Source organism: Vibrio sp. D54 (assembly GCF_021728075.1).
Classification (GTDB): Bacteria; Pseudomonadota; Gammaproteobacteria; order Enterobacterales; family Vibrionaceae; genus Vibrio; species Vibrio alginolyticus.
Map to the genome: position 1 here is coordinate 18446 of NZ_JAKKCS010000009.1, position 21063 is coordinate 39508.

Annotated in this window: 23 protein-coding genes; all 23 read left to right on the forward strand. The window is 46.2% G+C overall.

Annotated elements, in window-relative coordinates; genetic code table 11:
- The first annotated feature begins 82 nt into the window (after window positions 1-82).
- The gene (gene fliL, locus L3V37_RS13265) at window positions 83-586 is read left to right on the forward strand and encodes a flagellar basal body-associated protein FliL (RefSeq protein ID WP_005380477.1); all 504 of its coding nucleotides are present in this window, start codon (window positions 83-85) and stop codon (window positions 584-586) included.
- 7 nt (window positions 587-593) lie between these two features.
- Window positions 594-1640 (forward strand): flagellar motor switch protein FliM, encoded by a 1047-nt coding sequence (fliM, locus tag L3V37_RS13270; protein WP_005380478.1) that lies wholly within the window; start codon window positions 594-596, stop codon window positions 1638-1640.
- Window positions 1641-1698: 58 nt separating this feature from the next.
- Window positions 1699-2109, forward strand: coding sequence for a flagellar motor switch protein FliN (gene fliN / locus L3V37_RS13275; protein ID WP_005380479.1), 411 nt, complete (start codon window positions 1699-1701; stop codon window positions 2107-2109).
- A gap of 1 nt (window position 2110) precedes the next feature.
- The gene (gene fliO, locus L3V37_RS13280) at window positions 2111-2524 is read left to right on the forward strand and encodes a flagellar biosynthetic protein FliO (protein WP_237306453.1); all 414 of its coding nucleotides are present in this window, start codon (window positions 2111-2113) and stop codon (window positions 2522-2524) included.
- On the forward strand, window positions 2511-3380 hold the full coding sequence (gene fliP, locus L3V37_RS13285; RefSeq protein WP_005380487.1) for a flagellar type III secretion system pore protein FliP: 870 nt from the start codon (window positions 2511-2513) through the stop codon (window positions 3378-3380). Before fliO ends, fliP begins: the two co-directional genes overlap by 14 nt.
- Before the next feature lie 24 nt (window positions 3381-3404).
- Window positions 3405-3674 carry a flagellar biosynthesis protein FliQ gene (gene fliQ, locus L3V37_RS13290; RefSeq protein ID WP_005380488.1) on the forward strand — a complete coding sequence of 90 codons (270 nt, stop codon included), beginning with the start codon at window positions 3405-3407 and terminating at the stop codon, window positions 3672-3674.
- A gap of 8 nt (window positions 3675-3682) precedes the next feature.
- Window positions 3683-4465, forward strand: coding sequence for a flagellar biosynthetic protein FliR (fliR, locus tag L3V37_RS13295; RefSeq protein WP_132936873.1), 783 nt, complete (start codon window positions 3683-3685; stop codon window positions 4463-4465).
- Window positions 4466-4468: 3 nt separating this feature from the next.
- Window positions 4469-5599 carry a flagellar biosynthesis protein FlhB gene (gene flhB, locus L3V37_RS13300; RefSeq protein ID WP_005380490.1) on the forward strand — a complete coding sequence of 377 codons (1131 nt, stop codon included), beginning with the start codon at window positions 4469-4471 and terminating at the stop codon, window positions 5597-5599.
- Between the two features lie 210 nt (window positions 5600-5809).
- Complete coding sequence (gene flhA / locus L3V37_RS13305) at window positions 5810-7909, forward strand: flagellar biosynthesis protein FlhA (protein WP_237306496.1); 2100 nt, start codon at window positions 5810-5812, stop codon at window positions 7907-7909.
- Between the two features lie 28 nt (window positions 7910-7937).
- Entirely contained in the window at window positions 7938-9455 is a 1518-nt protein-coding gene (gene flhF, locus L3V37_RS13310) for a flagellar biosynthesis protein FlhF (protein WP_237306454.1), read from the forward strand.
- A 14-nt stretch (window positions 9456-9469) separates the two neighbouring features.
- Window positions 9470-10357, forward strand: a complete 888-nt coding sequence (locus L3V37_RS13315; protein WP_005380498.1) for a MinD/ParA family protein — start codon at window positions 9470-9472, stop codon at window positions 10355-10357.
- Window positions 10350-11084, forward strand: a complete 735-nt coding sequence (locus tag L3V37_RS13320; protein ID WP_005380499.1) for an RNA polymerase sigma factor FliA — start codon at window positions 10350-10352, stop codon at window positions 11082-11084. Before L3V37_RS13315 ends, L3V37_RS13320 begins: the two co-directional genes overlap by 8 nt.
- Before the next feature lie 45 nt (window positions 11085-11129).
- Window positions 11130-11498: a chemotaxis response regulator CheY gene (gene cheY / locus L3V37_RS13325; RefSeq protein ID WP_017635949.1), complete on the forward strand. Its 369-nt coding sequence runs from the start codon at window positions 11130-11132 to the stop codon at window positions 11496-11498.
- Window positions 11499-11616: 118 nt separating this feature from the next.
- On the forward strand, window positions 11617-12357 hold the full coding sequence (locus tag L3V37_RS13330) for a protein phosphatase CheZ (RefSeq protein ID WP_005380502.1): 741 nt from the start codon (window positions 11617-11619) through the stop codon (window positions 12355-12357).
- 9 nt (window positions 12358-12366) lie between these two features.
- Window positions 12367-14607 carry a chemotaxis protein CheA gene (locus L3V37_RS13335; protein ID WP_237306455.1) on the forward strand — a complete coding sequence of 747 codons (2241 nt, stop codon included), beginning with the start codon at window positions 12367-12369 and terminating at the stop codon, window positions 14605-14607.
- Window positions 14608-14636: 29 nt separating this feature from the next.
- Window positions 14637-15749, forward strand: coding sequence for a chemotaxis response regulator protein-glutamate methylesterase (locus tag L3V37_RS13340; RefSeq protein WP_237306456.1), 1113 nt, complete (start codon window positions 14637-14639; stop codon window positions 15747-15749).
- A gap of 8 nt (window positions 15750-15757) precedes the next feature.
- A complete protein-coding gene (locus L3V37_RS13345) occupies window positions 15758-16537 on the forward strand; it encodes a ParA family protein (RefSeq protein WP_005380505.1) in 780 nt (259 codons plus the stop codon).
- On the forward strand, window positions 16527-17591 hold the full coding sequence (locus tag L3V37_RS13350; RefSeq protein ID WP_237306457.1) for a chemotaxis protein CheW: 1065 nt from the start codon (window positions 16527-16529) through the stop codon (window positions 17589-17591). The genes L3V37_RS13345 and L3V37_RS13350 overlap by 11 nt, the downstream gene beginning before the upstream one ends.
- A gap of 35 nt (window positions 17592-17626) precedes the next feature.
- Complete coding sequence (locus L3V37_RS13355; protein WP_005380507.1) at window positions 17627-18121, forward strand: chemotaxis protein CheW; 495 nt, start codon at window positions 17627-17629, stop codon at window positions 18119-18121.
- A 13-nt stretch (window positions 18122-18134) separates the two neighbouring features.
- Entirely contained in the window at window positions 18135-18629 is a 495-nt protein-coding gene (locus tag L3V37_RS13360; protein ID WP_213868031.1) for a DUF2802 domain-containing protein, read from the forward strand.
- A 290-nt stretch (window positions 18630-18919) separates the two neighbouring features.
- Window positions 18920-19537, forward strand: a complete 618-nt coding sequence (gene ccmA, locus L3V37_RS13365) for a cytochrome c biogenesis heme-transporting ATPase CcmA (protein ID WP_005380511.1) — start codon at window positions 18920-18922, stop codon at window positions 19535-19537.
- A 1-nt stretch (window position 19538) separates the two neighbouring features.
- Window positions 19539-20207 (forward strand): heme exporter protein CcmB, encoded by a 669-nt coding sequence (gene ccmB / locus L3V37_RS13370; protein WP_005380512.1) that lies wholly within the window; start codon window positions 19539-19541, stop codon window positions 20205-20207.
- Between the two features lie 109 nt (window positions 20208-20316).
- Window positions 20317-21060 (forward strand): heme ABC transporter permease, encoded by a 744-nt coding sequence (locus L3V37_RS13375; RefSeq protein WP_005380513.1) that lies wholly within the window; start codon window positions 20317-20319, stop codon window positions 21058-21060.
- Window positions 21061-21063 lie beyond the last annotated feature (3 nt).

Here is a 21063-nt window from a genome sequence, read left to right on the forward strand (position 1 = left end):
GCCGTTTAACGGCAATGGAATATGGTTACCAAGCAACTCACTAAAACGTCTTGGTAACTCAAAAGAACAATAAGAGACAAGAATGGCAGAAGAACAGTTACAAGGGGCCGATGCGCCGAAAGGAAAAAGCAAGTTACTTATCATCATCATCGCTGTTGTAGTATTACTACTTGGTGGCGGGGCAGCGGCATTTTTTCTAATGGGCTCTGATGAACCTGCTCAGGCTGAATCGTCTCAACAGGCTCAAGTGAAGGCATCGGATGCTGCGCCCATTGCGTATGTGAATCTTCCTCAGGCATTTGTATTTAACGTTACTGGGGATAGCCGCGATAGGCTGGTTCAAATTAAAGCGCAGTTAATGGTTCGCGGTGCAGAAAATGAAGAGTTGGCGCGGTATCATTCGCCACTGATTGAAAGCTCTATGCTATCAACGTTTGCTTCCGCGACGGTTGATCAATTGCGCTCTCCTACAGGACGAGTGGAATTGCGCGATCGTGCTTCCGAAGATATCAAAGCAGCGCTGAATGCTGCGGTCGGTAAGCCAGTGATTGAAAAAGTACTGTTTACAGATTTTGTTATTCAATAGGTAAAACGTGACCGATCTATTAAGCCAAGACGAAATTGATGCGCTATTGCATGGGGTTGACGATGTTGATGACGTCGATGAACCGATAGAAAACGACACTGAGGGTGCCGTCAATTTTGATTTCTCGTCGCAAGACAGAATCGTACGTGGTCGAATGCCGACGCTCGAACTTATCAACGAGCGCTTCGCACGGCACATGCGTATTAGTCTGTTTAATATGCTGCGTAAAACGGCAGAGGTGTCGATCAATGGCGTGCAGATGATGAAGTTTGGTGAATACCAGAACACATTGTACGTGCCAACCAGTTTGAACATGGTGCGTTTTCGTCCGTTAAAAGGCACTGCGTTGATCACCATGGAGGCTCGTTTAGTCTTTATTCTGGTAGAAAACTTCTTTGGCGGTGATGGTCGATTCCACGCCAAAATCGAAGGCCGTGAATTTACCCCAACGGAACGCCGCATCATTCAGTTGTTACTGAAAATTGTATTTGAAGATTATAAAGAAGCGTGGTCGCCAGTGATGGGGGTAGAGTTCGAATATCTCGACTCTGAAGTAAACCCAAGCATGGCAAACATTGTCAGCCCGACAGAAGTGATTGTCGTGAGTTCATTCCATATAGAAGTTGACGGCGGTGGCGGCGATTTTCATGTCGTTATGCCTTACTCCATGGTTGAGCCTATTCGTGAACTATTGGATGCAGGTGTTCAGTCCGACAAGATGGAAACGGACGTTCGCTGGAGCTCAGCACTACGTGAAGAGATCATGGATTGTCCGGTTAACTTCCGCGTGAACTTGCTCGAAAAAGACATTTCTTTGCGTGATCTCATGGAGCTGCAACCGGGCGATATCATCCCGATTGAAATGCCAGAACATGCGACGATGTTTGTAGAAGACCTACCGACCTATCGCGTAAAAATGGGTCGTTCGGAAGACAAATTAGCGGTGCAAATTTCTGAGGAAATTGAGCGCCCACATGTCGTCAAAACAGATTTAGCTTTCTTAGGTAAAGACATCATGTCTGAGCTTGAGAGTGAAGACGATATAGACCATTAAGATACCTTATTAAACAGACATGCTATGGCATGAGTTAGGCGTAACACAGGATAGAAAAATGGAACCAAGTGACGATCAAAAGCTAGCAGACGAATGGGCAGCCGCTCTTGGCGAAGACCCGTCTGCCCCTTCTGTAGACGTAGATGAAGTATTGGCTGCGCCACTGGAAGAGCTAAAAGACACTTCAAGCCCAATTAGCGAAGATGAGCGTCGTAAACTCGACACTATTATGGATATCCCGGTGACGATTTCGATGGAAGTCGGTCGTTCTCAAATTAGCATTCGGAACCTGTTGCAGCTTAACCAAGGTTCGGTTGTTGAGTTGGATCGTCTAGCCGGTGAGTCGCTCGATGTATTGGTTAACGGTACTTTGATTGCTCACGGCGAAGTCGTGGTCGTAAACGATAAGTTTGGTATCCGTTTGACGGATGTGATCAGCCAAACTGAACGAATTAAGAAGCTGCGTTAAGATGAGTCGTTCAATCAAAATGCGATTGAAGCAAATCACTGGAGCACTGAGCTTAATGCTAAGTGCTCCTTATGCATTTGCTGCCGCACCAAATAATCTGGATCTTGCGACGACACTTGGCTCGCTTGTGCTTGTAATCGGCGTGATTCTTTTGCTGGCTTGGTTGCTGAAACGTATGCAAGCGCCAGCGATGGGACAACAAAAGGGCTTGCGTATAGTGAGTCAGTTGCCAGTGGGTACAAAAGAAAGAATCGCAGTAGTTCAAGTGGGTGAAGAACAGTTTTTGGTTGGGATTACTAGCCAATCGATCCAAACTTTAGCCAAGTTAGATAAGCCACTGAAAGAGGAAGAGTTGGCGACCAATGCTTTTGCGACTCAATTTAGCCAGCTGATCAAAAAACATGACAAAGGGTAATCCAATTCGTTTGCTCCTGAGTACGTTGTTACTTTTTGTCGGCGTGCTGTTTTCTTCATTTACCTTTGCTGAAGCAGAGGAGTCAGCGCTGCCAGATAACTTAGCCGATGGAAGTAGTGTTACAGTTCAGGCTATGCAAAGTGATACTGGTGCTAGCCGTGCTATGTCCGTTTCTAGTGGCGGTGGTATTCCAGCATTCACCATGACCACGAACCCTGATGGCAGTGAAGACTACTCGGTTACACTACAAATTTTAGCGTTAATGACCATGCTTGGCTTCTTGCCTGCCATGGTGATTCTGATGACCTCGTTCACTCGAATTGTAGTGGTGATGTCGATATTGCGTCAGGCAATGGGTTTGCAACAAACGCCTTCTAATCAGGTCATTATTGGTATTGCGCTGTTTTTGACCTTTTTTGTTATGTCTCCTGTCCTGAATGAAATCAACGACAAAGCTGTTCAGCCTTATTTGAACGAGCAAGTTACGGCGCGAGAAGCGTTTGATGCTGCACAAGCGCCAATGAAAGCATTTATGCTTAAACAGACCCGAATCAAAGATTTGGAGACGTTTGTAACCATGTCAGGAGAGCAAGTCGAGAATCCAGAAGATGTGTCGATGGCGGTGTTGATTCCGGCTTTTATCACCTCAGAGCTAAAAACTGCATTCCAAATTGGCTTTATGCTCTTCTTGCCGTTTTTGATTATTGACCTTGTAGTCGCTTCGGTACTGATGGCAATGGGTATGATGATGTTGTCACCAATGATTGTTTCGTTGCCGTTCAAGTTGATGTTGTTCGTATTGGTCGATGGTTGGAACTTGATACTCTCGACACTTGCGGGCAGCTTTGCCCTTTAGATAAGCGCAGATAGAGGATAAGACATGACACCTGAAATGTTTGTCGAGCTTTTCCGTGAAGCACTTTGGATGGTGCTTATCATGGTCTGCGCTATTATCATCCCAAGTTTGCTTATCGGCCTTGTAGTCGCGATTTTTCAAGCTGCGACATCCATCAACGAACAAACATTGAGCTTCTTACCGCGTTTGATTGTCACGCTTTTGGCCCTGATGCTGTTTGGGCATTGGATGACGCAAATGTTGATGGAATATTTCTATGGCTTGATTGAACGCTTACCTCAGGTGCTTTATTAGAGGCGCCTATGGAGTACCCCACTAGCGTTGTCTTAGATTGGATCGCAAACTACTTCTGGCCCTATGTTCGTATCTCATCCATGTTGATGGTGATGACAGTAACCGGGGCCCGATTTGTTTCGCCAAGAATCCGCCTTTACCTCGGTTTAGCCATCACTTTCGCTGTCATGCCAGCCATCCCTGCCGTACCTCAAGACATTGAGCTACTCTCGTTTCGTGGCTTCATGACCATTGCCGAGCAAATGATCATCGGCATAGCGATGGGTATGGTTACTCAATTTATGATTCAAACCTTTGTCCTACTTGGTCAAATATTGGGTATGCAATCAAGTTTGGGCTTTGCTTCTATGGTTGATCCCGCAAATGGTCAGAACACGCCATTGCTTGGCCAGTTATTCATGTTCTTAACGACAATGTTTTTCCTTGCCACCGATGGACACTTAAAAATGCTGCAATTGGTGGTGTTCAGTTTTAAAACTTTGCCGATTGGCTCCGGCTCTCTAAACGCGGTTGATTTCCGTGAAATGGCAGGCTGGCTTGGTATTATGTTCCAAACGGCACTGAGTATGTCTTTATCTGGTATTATTGCGCTACTGACTATTAACTTGTCGTTTGGTGTAATGACCCGTGCCGCACCACAGCTGAATATCTTCTCGCTTGGTTTTGCTTTTGCTTTGATGGTGGGTCTATTACTTTGTTGGTACATACTGGCTGGTCTATACAGTCATTATGACATGTTCTGGACAGTGGGTGAGGCGCAGATTTGTCGGCTTATTCGCTTGGAGTGCTAAGATTTGGCAGAATCAGACGGTCAGGAACGCACCGAAGAAGCCACGCCCCGACGGTTACAACAAGCCAGAGAAAAGGGGCAGGTCGCTCGATCTAAAGAGCTTGCATCAGCATCTGTGCTGATCGTTGGCGCCATTTCATTGATGTGGTTTGGCGAGGCGTTAGCACGTTCATTGTTTTCCATCATGAGCCGTTTATTTGATCTTCAACGAGAAGAGATTTTCGATACTGCAAAACTGTTTGATATCGCTTTGGGCGCGATGAGTGATTTGTTGTTCCCACTATTTTTGGTGTTAGCGACATTGTTTACCGCCGCCATGATTGGAGCAGCAGGTGTGGGAGGAATCAGTTTTTCTGCCCAAGCGGCCATGCCCAAGCTGTCGAAAATGAATCCGCTTAGCGGCTTAAAGCGAATGGTTGGAATGCAAAGCTGGGTAGAGTTGATCAAATCAATCCTTAAAGTGGTTCTGGTCACTGGTGTCGCCATCTATTTGATCCAAGCATCGCAGGCCGATCTGATTCAATTGAGCATGGATGTGTATCCGCAAAACATCTTCCATGCTTTAGATATTTTGCTGAACTTTATTTTGCTGATCAGTTGCTCGCTATTGATTGTGGTTGCCATCGATATTCCATTTCAAATCTGGCAGCACGCCGATCAGTTAAAAATGACCAAGCAAGAAGTCAAAGACGAATACAAAGAGACTGAAGGTAAGCCGGAAGTGAAAGGCCGTATTCGTATGTTGCAAAGGGAAGCGGCTCAACGTCGAATGATGGCGGATGTTCCTCAAGCTGATGTTATTGTTACTAACCCTGAGCACTTCTCGGTAGCGCTTCGTTATAAGCAGAAGACAGACCGTGCGCCAGTCGTGATCGCTAAAGGTACTGACCACATGGCGATGAAGATTCGAGAAGTCGCCCGCGAACATGACATTACGATTGTGCCTGCACCACCTTTGGCTCGTGCGTTGTACCACACGACAGAGCTCGAGCAAGAGATCCCCGATGGGTTGTTTACTGCCGTCGCTCAGGTTTTGGCATTTGTATTCCAATTGAAGCAATACCGAAAACGAGGTGGACAGCGCCCGAAAATTCAAGATTATGATTTGCCAATCCCGCCCGAGCACCGTCATTGATACGAAAAGCGGTAAAGCCTTAAAAAAGCTCGTTTGATCAAAAGCTAAGCTCTATTTGAGTGTTTAGTCATTATTTTGGCGCTAATTATGGTACATAGATTGCTTAAAACGCTTTAATTATCAACCCTACCTAAACTTTTAGGCTAAAGCGGTCGCGTATTAATAGTAAGAGCTTACGTGACGCTTCAATCGATTGAGATCTCTCGCAGTATGAAGTTAAGCCTGCCGTTTGCAGATAAATTGCCACGAATCCCTCAACGTGAAATGCCAGCTATTGGTGCTCCGGTGATGGTTTTGGCCACCCTAGCGATGGTGGTACTGCCGATTCCAGCATTTTTGCTGGATATGTTCTTCACCTTTAACATCGCGCTGTCGATGGTGGTGTTGTTAGTGACCGTTTACACACGTCGCCCTTTGGACTTCGCTGCTTTTCCAACGGTATTGCTGATCGCCACGTTGCTCCGCTTGGCTTTGAACGTTGCCTCGACTCGTGTCGTCTTACTGCATGGTCATGAAGGCGGTAATGCGGCAGGTAACGTAATTGAGGCGTTCGGTAACGTCGTTATTGGTGGTAACTACGCGGTCGGCCTAGTGGTTTTCCTCATCTTAATGATCATCAACTTTATGGTGGTGACCAAAGGTGCGGGTCGTATCTCTGAGGTAAGTGCTCGCTTTACGCTTGATGCGTTGCCGGGTAAGCAAATGGCGATTGATGCCGACTTGAATGCCGGATTGATAGACCAAGAGCAGGCAAGAGTTCGTCGTTTTGAAGTGACCAAAGAAGCGGATTTCTATGGCTCGATGGATGGTGCCTCGAAGTTCGTAAAAGGTGACGCGATTGCCGGTATTTTGATTCTGTTTATCAACATCGTCGGTGGTCTGTCGATCGGTATGGCGCAGTATGGATTGGGTTTCGGTGAAGCGATTGAAATCTATACCTTACTGACAATCGGAGATGGTTTGGTCGCACAAATCCCATCGCTATTGCTGTCGATTGCAGCGGCAATGATGGTGACACGCCAAAACACCGATGAAGACATGGGTGAACAACTGGTCTTCCAGATGTTCGACAACCCAAAAGCGCTGATGATTACTGCGGCTATTCTTGGTGTGATGGGCATCGTACCGGGCATGCCACACTTTGCGTTTTTGAGCCTGGCAGTCGCGGCCGGTGCAGCGGCATATTTCATCGACAAACGGCAGAAGCAGAAAGCGAAAGAGCCCGCTTTACCAGCAACAGCAGACGAAGGTGCAGAACCTTCCTCACAGCGCGAACTGTCTTGGGATGACGTCCAGCCAGTCGATATTATTGGCTTGGAAGTCGGTTATCGCTTAATCCCTTTGGTGGACAGAGACCAAGGTGGGGAACTGTTAGAGCGCGTAAAAGGCGTGCGTAAAAAGCTATCGCAAGATTTTGGGTTCTTAATCCCTGCGGTTCACATACGTGACAACCTTGAACTGACGCCAAACAGCTATCGAATCACATTAATGGGGGTTGCGGTCGGCGAAGCTGAGATTCGTCCGGATCAAGAGCTAGCGATTAACCCAGGTCAGGTGTATGGCATGATTGATGGCGAGCCAACCATTGACCCTGCTTTTGGACTGGAAGCCGTATGGATCCGAGAAGATCAGCGTGAGCACGCGCAAGCCTTAGGTTATACGGTTGTTGATTCATCAACGGTATTAGCGACGCACCTGAGCCAGTTATTGACCAACAACGCATCACAGCTAATTGGTCATGAAGAAGTAGAGAATTTATTAGAAATGTTGGGACGCAGCGCGCCTAAGTTAATCGAGAACTTTGTTCCTGACCAATTACCATTAGGTGTGGTGGTGAAAGTCCTACAAAACTTGTTAAACGAGGCCATTCCAATCCGCGATATTCGCACGATTGTTCAAACTTTGGCTGAGTACTCAAGTAAGAGTCAAGAAGCTGACATATTGACGGCAGCAGTTCGAATTAGTCTTAAACGTCTAATTGTTCAAGAAATCAATGGTATAGAGCCTGAGTTACCAGTGATTACTTTGATACCTGAACTGGAACAAATATTGCATCAAACTATGCAAGCATCAGGAGGCGAATCCGCGGGGATTGAACCGGGACTCGCTGAGCGATTGCAGTCTTCACTAAGCCAAGCGACACAGGAACAAGAACTGAAAGGCGAACCTGCCGTTCTGCTTACTTCTGGTGTATTACGCTCGACGTTGGCGAAATTTGTGAAGAACACAATACCTAATCTCCGGGTACTGTCTTACCAAGAAATCCCGGATGAAAAACAGATCAGAATTGTGCAAGCCGTGGGTAACTGATCTCACGCATCATTAATGGATTCATAGTTTGAAAATAAAGCGATTTTTTGCCAAAGACATGAGAACGGCGCTGCTCCAAGTGAAAGAGGAGTTAGGCGCGGAAGCGGTGATCATGTCAAACAAGAAAGTGGCTGGTGGAGTAGCGATTGTTGCGGCGATAGATAGTGAATCTAATCCGCTTCAAGCAAGCGCAGCGTCACAGCAAAATCGCGGTGCTTCTCAATCGAATCGCTATAACGAACATCGTCAAATGTCATCGTCTTCTGCTGATCGTTACCAAGATCGTCACTTAGATGAAGATAAAATTAGCCTGAACAGTAATAACAGTAACAATGAAAAAACAGGCTCAATGACGCAGCGATTCGCTAATATGCTTAAGCAATATAGCGGTGGTGCAGCAGATGCTGACGACCACGTAGCGGAAAATGAAGATTCGCTCTCTGCTTTGCTGCAACGCCAAAATAAGCATCGCGACGGCTACAACCAAGAAAAGCCAGCGCCATATCAACCAGATTCACCTTTGGCGAAGCTAATCGCACAGGACAATCGATTTGAACGTCCGACGCCCAAGCTGGACCCGACGCGATATGACCGACGTCGCCCAAGCGATGAGCGTGACGAATCGGCCGATGAGCTAGAAAGCATGCGCGAAGAGATGACGTCAATTCGTCGTCTGTTGGAGCACCAAGTTTCTGGCCTGATGTGGCAAGAAGTAGAACGCCGTGAGCCGCTAAGAGCAATGCTGATCAAGCGCTTAGAGCGAATGGGCGTTTCTCCGGAGTTAGCAGACCAGATGGCCTGTTATATCCCGGAAGATACAAAGCCAGCGCGAGCGTGGAAAGCGTTATTGTCGCTGGTGGCGGATCAAATCAATATTCCTAAACAGGACATTTTAAAACGTGGTGGCGTAGTCGCATTGTTGGGTCCGACGGGGGTTGGGAAAACAACGACCGTAGCGAAACTCGCAGCACGCGCAGCCATGGAATACGGTGCCGACAATGTGGCCCTTGTGACAACAGATACATATCGCATAGGTGCACATGAGCAACTCTCAATTTACGGAAGAATCATGGGTTGTCCCGTAAGAGTTGCTAAAGATTCTAACGAGTTAGCCGATGTTATATATCAGCTAAGAAACAGAAGACTGATTTTGGTCGATACGGCAGGGATGGGGCAACGAGATGTGAGGCTTTCCGAGCAGCTCGACACTCTAATGCAAGAGAGCGGAGAAGTGATTCACAGCTACCTTGTTTTGCCGGCTACCGCACAACGTCGTGTTCTACAAGAAACGCTGGATCACTTCCGACGTATACCACTTTCGGGTTGTATTATGACGAAGCTTGATGAGTCATTAAGCCTAGGCGAATTCATCAGTGTAGTGATTCAAAACGCAATGCCAGTAGCTTACATCGCTAATGGTCAGCGCGTACCAGAAGACATTGTGATAGCGCAACCAAAATATATGCTTGCGAAAGCAAATGAACTGTTAGAGAAGTCGACAGAGAACGAACCTCACTTTTGGAACAGTGACAGTGAAGGACTCTAAGGCGGCGGACTACTATGACTGAGAATATGATACACGATCAAGCAAGCGGCCTCCGTCGCTTAACACAACCATCGTTGACCAAAGTGATTGCTGTTACTGGCGGCAAAGGTGGTGTGGGGAAATCAAACGTAACACTGGGTCTGGCGATTTGTATGGCTCGCCAAGGCAAGAAGGTGATGGTTCTCGACGCTGATTTAGGTCTGGCCAATGTGGACGTGATGCTCGGAATTCGTGCAAAACGTAATCTAGGACATGTCTTAGCGGGTGAATGTGAGCTAAAAGATGCGATTGTCGAAGGGCCTTATGGTATAAAGATAATTCCTGCAACTTCTGGCACACAGAGCATGACAGAGCTTTCTCACGCTCAGCATGCCGGACTCATCCGAGCATTTGGTAGTCTTGAAGACGAAATGGATGTCCTGCTGATTGATACCGCTGCTGGTATCTCTGACATGGTAATCAGTTTTTCGCGAGCAGCTCAAGATGTGGTTGTAGTTGTGTGTGATGAACCGACGTCAATCACAGATGCCTATGCATTAATCAAGCTGTTGAGTAAAGAACACCAAGTTCAACGCTTTAAAGTTGTAGCAAATATGGTCAGAAGCTACCGTGAAGGGCGAGAATTGTTTGCAAAGTTGACACTAGTCACAGAGCGATTCTTGAATGTTAGCCTTGAACTCGTAGCATGTATTCCATTAGATGATAAAGTACGACAGGCTGTAAAAAGACAAAAAATTGTCGTTGATGCGTTCCCACGCTCGCCTGCCGCTTTAGCTATCAGCTCACTAGCAAACAAAGCGTTGACGTGGCCACTACCGAAAACACCAAGTGGACACTTGGAATTTTTTGTGGAAAGGTTGCTAAATCGTACCGAATTCGCAGAGGACCCTTTTGGTGAATAAAGCGATAACCTATGACCAACATGGCAAATTTAATAGCCAGCAGGCGTTCATTGAACGTTATTCAGTGTTGGTTAAGCGCATTGCTCACCACCTACTAGGCCGTTTACCGCCGAGTGTTCAGGTAGAGGATTTAATTCAGGCCGGCATGATCGGTCTTATCGAAGCTCAGCAGAATTATGATGGTTCTAAAGGTGCGAGCTTTGAAACTTATGCAGGTATCCGTATTCGTGGCGCAATGTTAGATGACATGCGTAAAGGCGATTGGGTACCGCGTTCTGTTCATAAAAATAATCGAGAGATTAACCAAGCGATTGCGGAGCTGGAAGGCGAATTAAATCGAGATCCTACTGATTCTGAAGTAGCCACGCATCTCGGTATGACACTGGATCAATATCATAGTGCTCTTACCGATATCAACTGCTCAAAATTAGTCGGTATTGAAGATTTAGGCGTTTCTGATGATGTGATTTCACCGGCGGATGAAACCGATGACAGCAACCCATTCAAAGGGGTAGTTGATGAATCATTTCGAAAAGCACTGGTTGAATCAATAAAACAGCTTCCAGAGCGTGAAGCTTTGGTTCTTTCGCTTTATTATGATGAAGAACTCAATTTGAAAGAAATTGGCGATGTGTTAGGCGTAAGCGAATCTCGCGTAAGTCAAATACTGAGTCAAGCGATGCAACGTTTACGTACCAAGCTCAGTGCGTGGACACAAAATGACTAAAAACACTGATTTTACGATTCAGTGGAGGCAATTTTGAATAAAAACATGAAGATCCTTATTGTTGATGATTTCTCAACAATGCGCCGTATTGTTAAAAACCTGCTTCGTGACTTGGGTTTCAATAACACTCAAGAAGCGGACGATGGTTTAACCGCATTACCAATGCTGAAAAAAGGTGACTTCGATTTTGTTGTAACTGACTGGAACATGCCAGGTATGCAAGGCATCGATTTGCTTAAACACATCCGCGCGGATGCAGAACTTAAGCATCTGCCAGTTCTAATGATCACGGCTGAAGCGAAGCGTGAGCAGATCATTGAAGCTGCTCAAGCAGGTGTAAACGGCTACATTGTTAAGCCATTTACTGCTGCAACATTAAAAGAAAAATTAGATAAAATTTTCGAGCGTTTATAACTCTCTCTTTCTCTTTGTTATTCGAGTCATTCATACCAATTATTAAATACCTATTAAATGACTCGTTTAGCGTTTTCAAAGTGATAAGAAGAACTAAACGTAAAAGGGTCTATTCAGAATGATCTCACTAGAGCAGGCGAAGTCACTCGTTCAAATGCTAGAAAACGGGGAACAAGACCAAGCCAATATGCTTGTTGCCTCGATCTACGAAGGTGCCGATAACCCAATGCTGCAAGAAATTGGAGCGTTAACTCGAGACCTTCACGAATCACTCAAGCAGTTCAGTCTCGATCAGCGCATGACCGAAATTGCGAAAGACGAAATCCCTAACGCTAGGGATCGTCTCAATTATGTGATCGAGAAGACAGAGCTTGCAGCCAACAAAACAATGGATGCGGTCGACTGCTGCCTTCCTATCGCTGATAACCTGCATGATTGCCTTCTAAAAGTTCGTCCTCAATGGAATGAACTCATGCACGGGCGCATAGAATTAAGCGAATTTAAAGCACTGTGTCACCGAATCGACGGGCTATTAGTGCAAGTCGAAGGTGACAGCACTGAATTGCGCGGCCAATTGACCGAAATTCTCATGGCGCAAGACTTCCAAGACCTAACTGGCCAAATCATTCGCCGCGTAATTACGTTGGTTAATGAAGTTGAAGGCCGCTTAGTGGAAATCCTAACCGTATTCTCTGGAAATAAACTTGAAGAACATATTCAAGTTTTGTCAGAACCGGCAGATAAAAAGAATACACAAACAAGCGAAGCCGAAGGCCCGATTCTTCATCCAGAACTGAGAGAAGATGCGGTTTCATCGCAGGACGAAGTCGATGACTTGTTGTCCAGTCTTGGATTTTAAAGGTAACGTATGAGCTACGATTTAGACGAAGATATTCTTCAGGACTTTCTCATTGAGGCTGGGGAAATTCTCGAGCTGCTTTCTGAGCAGTTGGTTGAATTGGAAAATAACCCAGAAGACAAAGACTTACTTAATGCTATTTTCCGCGGGTTTCATACCGTAAAAGGCGGTGCCGGCTTCCTTTCATTGGCAGAGCTAGTCGATACTTGTCATGGTGCGGAGAACGTGTTCGACGTTTTACGAAACGGTCAACGCACGGTAACGCAAAACTTAATGGATACGATGCTAAAAGCCTTGGATACGGTTAATACCCAGTTCCAGGCTGTTCAAGATCGTGAGCCGTTAGAAGCTGCGGACCCTGAGCTTCTTGAAGAACTTCATCGTCTATGCAAACCTGAGTCAGAAGATGAAGTCGCTGCAACCGTAGTTGAAGAACCAGTGGCTACTCCAGAGCCTATTATTCCCGAGCCTATCATCGAAGAACCTGCTGCGCCGTCAGCACCATCAAGTGTCGGCTCTGTTGATGAAATTACCCAAGACGAATTCGAAAAGCTACTTGATGAGCTTCATGGTAAAGGTTCAGCGCCAGGCGCCTCAATGTCTGCGACATCTACAACGCCATCTGAACCGCCTCAATCGAGTGCGCCATCAGTTGAAAGTGGTGATATCACTGATGATGAGTTTGAACGTTTACTCGATGAACTGCACGGTGTAGGAAAAAGCCCTTCTACGGCAGAGGCTGCTGCATCTGCATCCGTACCAGTAGAGCCACCTAAAGCGGCAGAGCCTTCCGCTCCAGTGGCATCTTCATCAAATCAAGACAGTGACTTAATGACGGACGAAGAGTTCGAAAAGTTACTCGATGAGCTACATGGTTCAGGTAAAGGCCCAACGCTAGAAGAATTGGACATGGCAACGAAGCCTGCTTCAGCAAACGTAGAGCAAAGCCCTGCGAAACCTGAGCCTGTTGCTAAGCCAGCACCCGTTCAAGCAGCGCCAGCACCAAAGCCAGAATCTAAACCAGTCGCGGTAAAAGAAGAAGCCAAAGCACCAGCGGTTAAAAAACCTCAGGCTGAAGCAACCGTTCGTGTTGACACCTCGACGCTTGATACCATCATGAACATGGTGGGTGAGCTCGTATTGGTTCGAAACCGCCTATTAAGCCTTGGTTTGAATAGCGACAACGAAGAGATGTCCAAAGCGGTCGCTAACCTTGATGTGGTAACTGCGGATCTACAAGGCGCGGTAATGAAAACGCGTATGCAGCCAATTAAGAAAGTGTTTGGCCGTTTCCCACGCGTTGTCCGTGACTTGGCTCGTAACCTAAATAAAGACATCGTGCTAGAAATGCGCGGTGAAGAAACCGATCTCGATAAAAACCTTGTAGAAGCATTGGCCGATCCGTTGATTCACTTGGTGCGTAACTCGGTTGATCACGGTATTGAAATGCCAGACGCACGCGCGAAGGCCGGCAAATCACGTACAGGTAAAGTGGTTTTGTCAGCATCGCAAGAAGGGGACCATATTGAACTATCCATCGTAGATGATGGTGGCGGTATGGACCCGAACAAACTGCGTGGCATCGCGGTGAAGCGTGGCATGATGGATGAAGATGCGGCGGCACGTTTAACAGATAAAGAGTGCTTCAACCTTATCTTCGCACCTGGCTTCTCAAGTAAAGATAAAATTTCTGACATCTCTGGTCGTGGTGTGGGTATGGACGTGGTTAAGACGGCGATCAATACCTTAAACGGTTCAATCGATATCGATTCTGAGCTAGGCAAGGGCACTAAGATTACGATCAAAGTACCACTAACGTTAGCGATTTTACCGACTCTGATGGTTGGTGTTGGCGGTCATCCTTTTGCGCTACCACTGGCTTCGGTGAGTGAAATTTTCCACTTGGATCTTAGTCGTACAAACGTGGTAGATGGTCAGCTGACGATTATTGTGCGTGAGAAATCTATCCCACTATTTTACTTACAAAACTGGTTGGCATCCAAATCGCAAAACGTCCAAGAGCGTACTGGTCACGGTCACGTGGTGATTGTACAGATTGGTAACCAGCGCGTTGGTTTTGTTGTGGATACGCTTATTGGTCAAGAAGAAGTGGTTATTAAGCCACTCGATAATCTATTACAGGGCACTCCAGGTATGGCTGGTGCGACAATTACTAGCGATGGCCACATTGCATTAATTCTAGATGTGCCTGATTTACTTAAGCGATACGCTGCGGCTTCACGCCTTTAAGCAAAGCTGACGTTATTAAAAGGAATAAGATGGCGATTAAAGTACTAGTCGTTGATGATTCGAGTTTTTTCCGACGTCGCGTGAGCGAAATCATCAACTCAGAATCGCGCCTAGAAGTGATTGACGTTGCGGTAAATGGTAGAGAGGCGGTTGAGAAAGCCAAATCTCTCAAACCTGACGTCATCACGATGGATATTGAAATGCCAGTGATGGATGGCATTACAGCTGTACGTGAAATAATGGCCGCTGCTCCAACGCCAATTCTAATGTTTTCGTCCCTGACCCACGACGGGGCGAAAGCTACGCTTGATGCGCTAGATGCGGGCGCATTGGACTTCTTACCGAAAAAGTTTGAGGACATTGCGCGTAACCGTGAAGAAGCTGTGTCATTACTTCAACAGCGTGTGATTCAGATTGCCTCGAAGCGCGCTTTCATGCGTCGACCTATCGCTCGCCCAACAGCGAGTACCAGCACGACTACTCGACCATTAGGTTCAAGAACGGCTTCACCTGTGACTCCAACACCAACTCGACCTGCTGCGACAAAGTACCGTGCTTCTGGTAAGAAGTATCAACTGACGGCAATTGGCACATCAACAGGTGGCCCCGTTGCTCTACAAAAAATTCTGACGCGTTTGCCGATGAACTATCCGCATCCGATTGTATTGATTCAACACATGCCAGCAACGTTTACTGCTGCGTTTGCCAGTCGTTTGAACACCTTGTGCAAGATTCAAGTGAAAGAAGCACAAGATGGCGATGTGTTACAGCCCGGTGTCGCATACCTTGCACCAGGTGGGAAACAAATGATGGTGGATGGACGAGCGGGCGCTGCTCGTCTTCGCATTATTGATGGCGGCGACCGCATGAACTACAAACCATGTGTGGATGTGACTTTTGGTTCTGCCGCAAAAGTATATAGCGACAAAGTGCTCTCTTTAGTGTTGACAGGCATGGGTGCAGACGGTCGTGAGGGCGCTCGCATGTTGAAGTCTGCAGGCTCAACTATTTGGGCACAAGATGAAGAAAGTTGTGTTGTTTATGGCATGCCCCAAGCGGTTGCTAAAGCAGGCATCTCTTCAGAAGATTTACCGCTTGACCGCATTGCTGAACGCATGTTGGTGGAAGTTGGCCTAGCTTAGGATTCATCATGATTGTTTGGAGTGTAGCAAACCAGAAAGGAGGCGTGGGTAAAACCACCTCAACAGTGACATTGGCGGGCTTATTGAGCCAGAAAGGCCATCGAGTATTGATGGTTGATACTGATCCTCACGCCTCACTGACCACTTATCTCGGTTATGATCCTGATGCAGTAACTTCGAGCCTATTTGATTTATTCCAGTTGAAGACGTTTTCTCGTGAGACGGTTAAGCCGTTGATTTTAGAAACAGAGCTGGAAGGAATGGATATCATTCCCGCGCATATGTCCCTTGCCACGCTTGATCGCGTAATGGGTAATCGCAGTGGTATGGGATTAATCTTAAAACGGGCGCTGCAAACTGTCTCACAAGACTATGACTATGTGTTGATTGACTGTCCGCCAATCCTTGGCGTGATGATGGTGAACGCGTTGGCAGCCAGTGACCGAATTTTGATTCCTGTTCAAACAGAGTTTTTGGCGATGAAAGGTCTAGAGCGCATGATGCGTACGCTAACCATTATGCAAAAATCTCGCCCGGGCGGTTTCAAAGTGACTATCGTCCCAACCATGTACGATAAGCGCACGAAAGCGTCATTGCAGACATTGATGCAACTGAAAAAAGATTACCCAAATCAAGTGTGGACCTCAGCGGTGCCTATTGATACCAAGTTCCGCGATGCCAGTTTAAAGCACTTGCCAGCTTCGCATTTTGCATCTGGTAGCCGTGGTGTGTTTGCCTATAAACAGCTACTGATTTACCTGGAGAGGTTGGCGTTCGATGAGCAGTAATGATGTGCTGTCCAGTGAACAAGCACTTGATGACTACTTTAATGCATTACTGGATGATGAAACTGAAATAACGACTCTTGAGGAAGACCTTGACCTGTTGGCTCAAGAGGTATCACCTGCAGAGCCAGAGCCAGAGCCAGAGCCAGAGCCAGAGCCAGAGCCAGAGCCAGAGCCAGAGCCAGAGCCAGAATTACAACTACAATACTCGGAGCCAGAAACGTACCAGTTTCAAGAAACATATCCGCCAGAGTTGGAAGCTCCAAACCTGGAAGATGTTCAAAGGTTATTAAGTCAGCTGGAAGCAAGCAACCCAGTGGCTGAGTTGGATATTGATAGTATTCTTGAACAAAATACGATTGATATTGCAGCAGAGATAAAAGCGGCTGAGCCTGAGGTACAAACCTTTAGTGAGGTGCCTGAGCTTCAGGGTGTTGAGGAAATACAGGACTGGGTGATTGATGAGCCAGTTTTTGAGGAAGCTCAACCAGAGGTGGATGAACCTCACGCAGTGATCGAACAAAGTATCAATATAGAATCGAACGTCGATACTGAACTCGAAACACAAGCAGATTCCGATATACCAACGGCCTGGGAGAGTACGAAGCGAAGTGAGGACTTCCAAGTTCTTTACTTTGATGTGAATGGTGTCACGTTTGCTGTACCTCTTGATGAGTTAGGTGGTATTCATCGCATTAGCGAGCTTAACCATTTGATAGGAAAACCCGCATGGTATTTGGGGCTACAAACAAATCGCGAGCAACAGTTTGATGTCGTCGATACCGCGAAATGGGTGATGGCAGATAAGCTTCGTGATGATAGCTATAAAGATAACTACCAATATGTCGTCATGCTTGGTGAGAGCATGTGGGGGTTGGCCAGTAACCAATTAATGGGGACTGAAACGCTTAATATCGACAAGGTTCGCTGGCGTGAGCAGGCGGGTAAACGCCCTTGGTTAGCGGGCATGGTAAAAGAAAAAATGTGTGCCTTAATTCATGTCCAGGCGCTCATTGACATGCTAAACGCCGGTTTAGATGTCAAATCACTGAATTAGATTTAAGTCGGGAACGACATTAACGAGGATTAACTATGTCTCAAGCTTTTGAAGTAGAAGTGAAGAAAGATGCATCGAATGACGAAGTTCTTCAGTGGGTGACGTTCCAGCTAGAAGAAGAAACGTACGGCATCAACGTAATGCAAGTTCGTGAAGTACTTCGTTATACTGAAATTGCCCCTGTCCCAGGTGCACCAGATTATGTACTTGGTATCATCAACCTACGCGGTAATGTAGTTACTGTTATCGATACACGTTCACGTTTTGGCCTGATGGAAGGTGAAGTCACCGACAACACTCGTATTATTGTGATCGAGTCTGAGCGTCAAGTGATCGGTATCTTAGTAGATAGCGTGGCAGAAGTCGTTTATCTGCGTTCTTCTGAAATTGATACGACGCCTTCAGTTGGTACCGACGAGAGTGCGAAGTTCATCCAAGGTGTGAGCAACCGTGACGGCAAGCTTCTTATCCTTGTGGATTTGAACAAGCTGCTAACAGATGACGAGTGGGACGAGATGGCTCACCTTTAATGGCTGAATGATGATGGCTGAAGAGACTCTTTTATCTGCTCCATTCCTTGCGGGTGGCGTCGCTTTTATCGTGTTAGTATTGGTTGTTTTGCAACTGCGGATTCGCTCGGGGTTACAAAAGCAGTTAGACCAACAACGATCTCAATCTCGACACGCAGATAAAGAAGTGCAAAAGTTGAGTAAGCAGTTACTCGAAGTGCGCTCGGTTGTCGTTGGTCTTGGACAAAAAGTGACGGAGCAACAAGACATTATTCAGCACTTAAACGAGAGAATTCGCGAACTCGAACACGCTGATACTGATGGTCGCTTGTACAGTCGCGCTTCTAAAATGGTACAGCTTGGCGCTGATATCAACGAGCTGATTGAAGAGTGCGAACTACCAAAAGCCGAAGCTGAGTTGATGCTTTCACTGCAGAAGAAACTGGCGGGGAAAGAGAAGATTCCACCATTAAGTGGTCAGCCATCAGATGACGCAGAATATCCAACGCGTGGACGTCGTCGACGCTAAAGGTTATCAAGCGATAAAAAAGAGGCATTATTACGCCTCTTTTTTTGTTTTTAGCCGCTAATGCTCTTCTTAAATACAACCCTAGATAACCTTCAGTCGATCTTGCTCTTAGCTCTGGCCTCTCAAATTCAAAATGAGCGCTTATAACTACTTATAGTTAATTTTATTAAAGTGTGATGATTAATTAACAAAAATACATGAACTTACATGTAACCTAGCCCTCTTATCCTGTTTTGTCATAACTAAGCTGTGCTAATATAGCGGCTCGTTCATTTTTTAGTTGAAGCTCTATGTTAGAAGTGTCTAACCTGACAGCAATCCGTGATGAAAGGGTTCTGTTTGAAAACCTGCAGTTTGAAATTAAGCCTGGTGAATTGGTCCAGATCGAAGGGCGTAATGGTACTGGTAAAACTACATTGCTACGGATTGTGACAGGGTTAGGTGATAGAGAAGAAGGTGTCATTAAATGGAAAGGCGAAGAGGTTGAAAAATCTCGTGATGTTTTCCATCAAGATCTGCTTTTCTTAGGACATCAAACAGGAGTGAAACGAGAGCTTACCGCATTAGAAAACTTACGTTTTTATCAATCTATTCAAAATAATCGCTCTTCAGACGAAGAAATCTTCATCGCTTTGACTCAAGTAGGATTAGCTGGTCGAGAAGATGTGCCTGTAGCACAACTTTCCGCAGGTCAGCAACGACGAGTCGCATTGGCAAGGTTATGGCTCAGTAAGCAAATTTTATGGATTTTAGATGAGCCGTTGACTGCCATTGATAAGCAAGGCGTCAAGGTGCTTGAATCTTTGTTCGCAAGTCATGCTGATAATGGCGGTATTGTTGTCTTGACGACGCATCAAGATATGTTTGCGGACAGCCCGAAACTTAGAAAAATAAAGCTGGGTGACTGATATGATTTCCTCGATGACCACCATCATTCGTCGTGAGCTCCTAATCGCATTTCGCCGTCAGGCAGACATTCTGAACCCGCTGTGGTTCTTTATTATTGTCATTACTCTCTTTCCTCTGAGTATTGGACCAGAACCTAATTTGTTAGCACGTATTGCAGCGGGCATCGTTTGGGTTGCCGCATTGCTGTCCGCCTTATTATCATTAGAGCGTCTATTTCGTGATGATTTTCAAGACGGTGCACTAGAACAAATGATGCTAATGCCGATTCCATTGCAACTTGTAGTGGTTTCAAAGGTCATAGCACATTGGTTGTTAACAGGGTTACCTCTGATTTTAATTAGCCCATTATTGGCGGTTTTACTTTCGCTCGACTTCAATACTTGGCTATCGGTTGTATTAACCTTGATGATCGGTACACCAACACTAAGTTTTATTGGCGCCATTGGTGTGGCGTTGACTGTTGGGTTGCAAAAGGGTGGCGTTCTTTTGAGTTTGCTTATTCTTCCGCTCTACATCCCAATTTTGATTTTCGCAACATCGGCAATTGATGCTGCGGCACTCGGTATGGCGTATAACGGTCAACTAGCGATTTTAGGTGCGATGCTAATGGGGGCGATGACATTAACGCCTTTTGCCATCAGTGCCGCATTACGAGTTAGTGTTAACTAACTCAATAAAGTGCCAATGAAGCGGCGCTTGATCAAAGAATTATTATTAAAGCACTGCTACGGTCTCAACCCTTTAGACAGTGTCCCTGAAGTAAGAGTGAGAACAAAACATGTGGAAATGGCTACATCCTTATGCCAAGCCAGAAGCAGCTTATCGTTTGAGTGGTAAGTTTCTGCCTTGGTTTTCTGTATTGGCCCTCGTATGCTTATCGGTTGGTACGGTTTGGGGGCTTGCATTTGCGCCTTCAGATTACCAACAAGGTGACAGTTTCCGAATCATCTACATTCATGTCCCATCAGCTATTTGGTCTATGGGCGTTTATATGTCGATGGCGATCGCTGCATTTATTGGCCTAGTATGGCAAGTTCGCCTATCTGATATGGCGGCACTTGCGATGGCTCCGATTGGTGCAGTATTTACTTTTATTGCTCTACTTACAGGTGCTGTTTGGGGCAAGCCTATGTGGGGCACTTGGTGGGTATGGGATGCCCGTCTTACATCTGAATTGATTCTTCTATTTCTCTACCTTGGTGTGATTGCGCTTTACCATGCGTTTGACGATCAAAAAACCGCCGCAAAAGCCGCTGGTATCTTAGCGATCGTAGGCGTAGTAAACCTACCTATCATTCACTTTTCCGTGGAATGGTGGAACACGCTTCATCAAGGTGCGACGATCACGAAATTTGAACAACCTTCTATTTCATCCGACATGCTTTGGCCGTTATTGCTGAACATCTTTGGCTTTGCGTTCTTCTTTGGTGCCGTGACGATGGTCCGTTTTCGTAACGAAATCATCAGTAAAGAAAGTCACCGCCCCTGGGTGCGCAAACTCGCAACAGAACAAACTCAGTGAGGT

Bases quoted from the DNA above. Each gene is read 5' to 3' on its own strand.
- L3V37_RS13340 (WP_237306456.1), top strand. From the start codon at position 14,637: ATGGCGATTAAAGTACTAGTCGTTGATGATTCGAGTTTTTTCCGACGT.
- fliL (WP_005380477.1), top strand. From the start codon at position 83: ATGGCAGAAGAACAGTTACAAGGGGCCGATGCGCCGAAAGGAAAAAGC.
- fliR (WP_132936873.1), top strand. From the start codon at position 3,683: ATGGAGTACCCCACTAGCGTTGTCTTAGATTGGATCGCAAACTACTTC.
- L3V37_RS13350 (WP_237306457.1), top strand. From the start codon at position 16,527: ATGAGCAGTAATGATGTGCTGTCCAGTGAACAAGCACTTGATGACTAC.
- L3V37_RS13375 (WP_005380513.1), top strand. From the start codon at position 20,317: ATGTGGAAATGGCTACATCCTTATGCCAAGCCAGAAGCAGCTTATCGT.
- L3V37_RS13335 (WP_237306455.1), top strand. From the start codon at position 12,367: ATGAGCTACGATTTAGACGAAGATATTCTTCAGGACTTTCTCATTGAG.
- ccmB (WP_005380512.1), top strand. From the start codon at position 19,539: ATGATTTCCTCGATGACCACCATCATTCGTCGTGAGCTCCTAATCGCA.
- L3V37_RS13345 (WP_005380505.1), top strand. From the start codon at position 15,758: ATGATTGTTTGGAGTGTAGCAAACCAGAAAGGAGGCGTGGGTAAAACC.
- L3V37_RS13315 (WP_005380498.1), top strand. From the start codon at position 9,470: ATGACTGAGAATATGATACACGATCAAGCAAGCGGCCTCCGTCGCTTA.
- flhA (WP_237306496.1), top strand. From the start codon at position 5,810: ATGAAGTTAAGCCTGCCGTTTGCAGATAAATTGCCACGAATCCCTCAA.
- L3V37_RS13355 (WP_005380507.1), top strand. From the start codon at position 17,627: ATGTCTCAAGCTTTTGAAGTAGAAGTGAAGAAAGATGCATCGAATGAC.
- fliO (WP_237306453.1), top strand. From the start codon at position 2,111: ATGAGTCGTTCAATCAAAATGCGATTGAAGCAAATCACTGGAGCACTG.
- ccmA (WP_005380511.1), top strand. From the start codon at position 18,920: ATGTTAGAAGTGTCTAACCTGACAGCAATCCGTGATGAAAGGGTTCTG.
- fliP (WP_005380487.1), top strand. From the start codon at position 2,511: ATGACAAAGGGTAATCCAATTCGTTTGCTCCTGAGTACGTTGTTACTT.
- fliQ (WP_005380488.1), top strand. From the start codon at position 3,405: ATGACACCTGAAATGTTTGTCGAGCTTTTCCGTGAAGCACTTTGGATG.
- L3V37_RS13330 (WP_005380502.1), top strand. From the start codon at position 11,617: ATGATCTCACTAGAGCAGGCGAAGTCACTCGTTCAAATGCTAGAAAAC.
- L3V37_RS13360 (WP_213868031.1), top strand. From the start codon at position 18,135: ATGGCTGAAGAGACTCTTTTATCTGCTCCATTCCTTGCGGGTGGCGTC.
- cheY (WP_017635949.1), top strand. From the start codon at position 11,130: ATGAAGATCCTTATTGTTGATGATTTCTCAACAATGCGCCGTATTGTT.
- fliN (WP_005380479.1), top strand. From the start codon at position 1,699: ATGGAACCAAGTGACGATCAAAAGCTAGCAGACGAATGGGCAGCCGCT.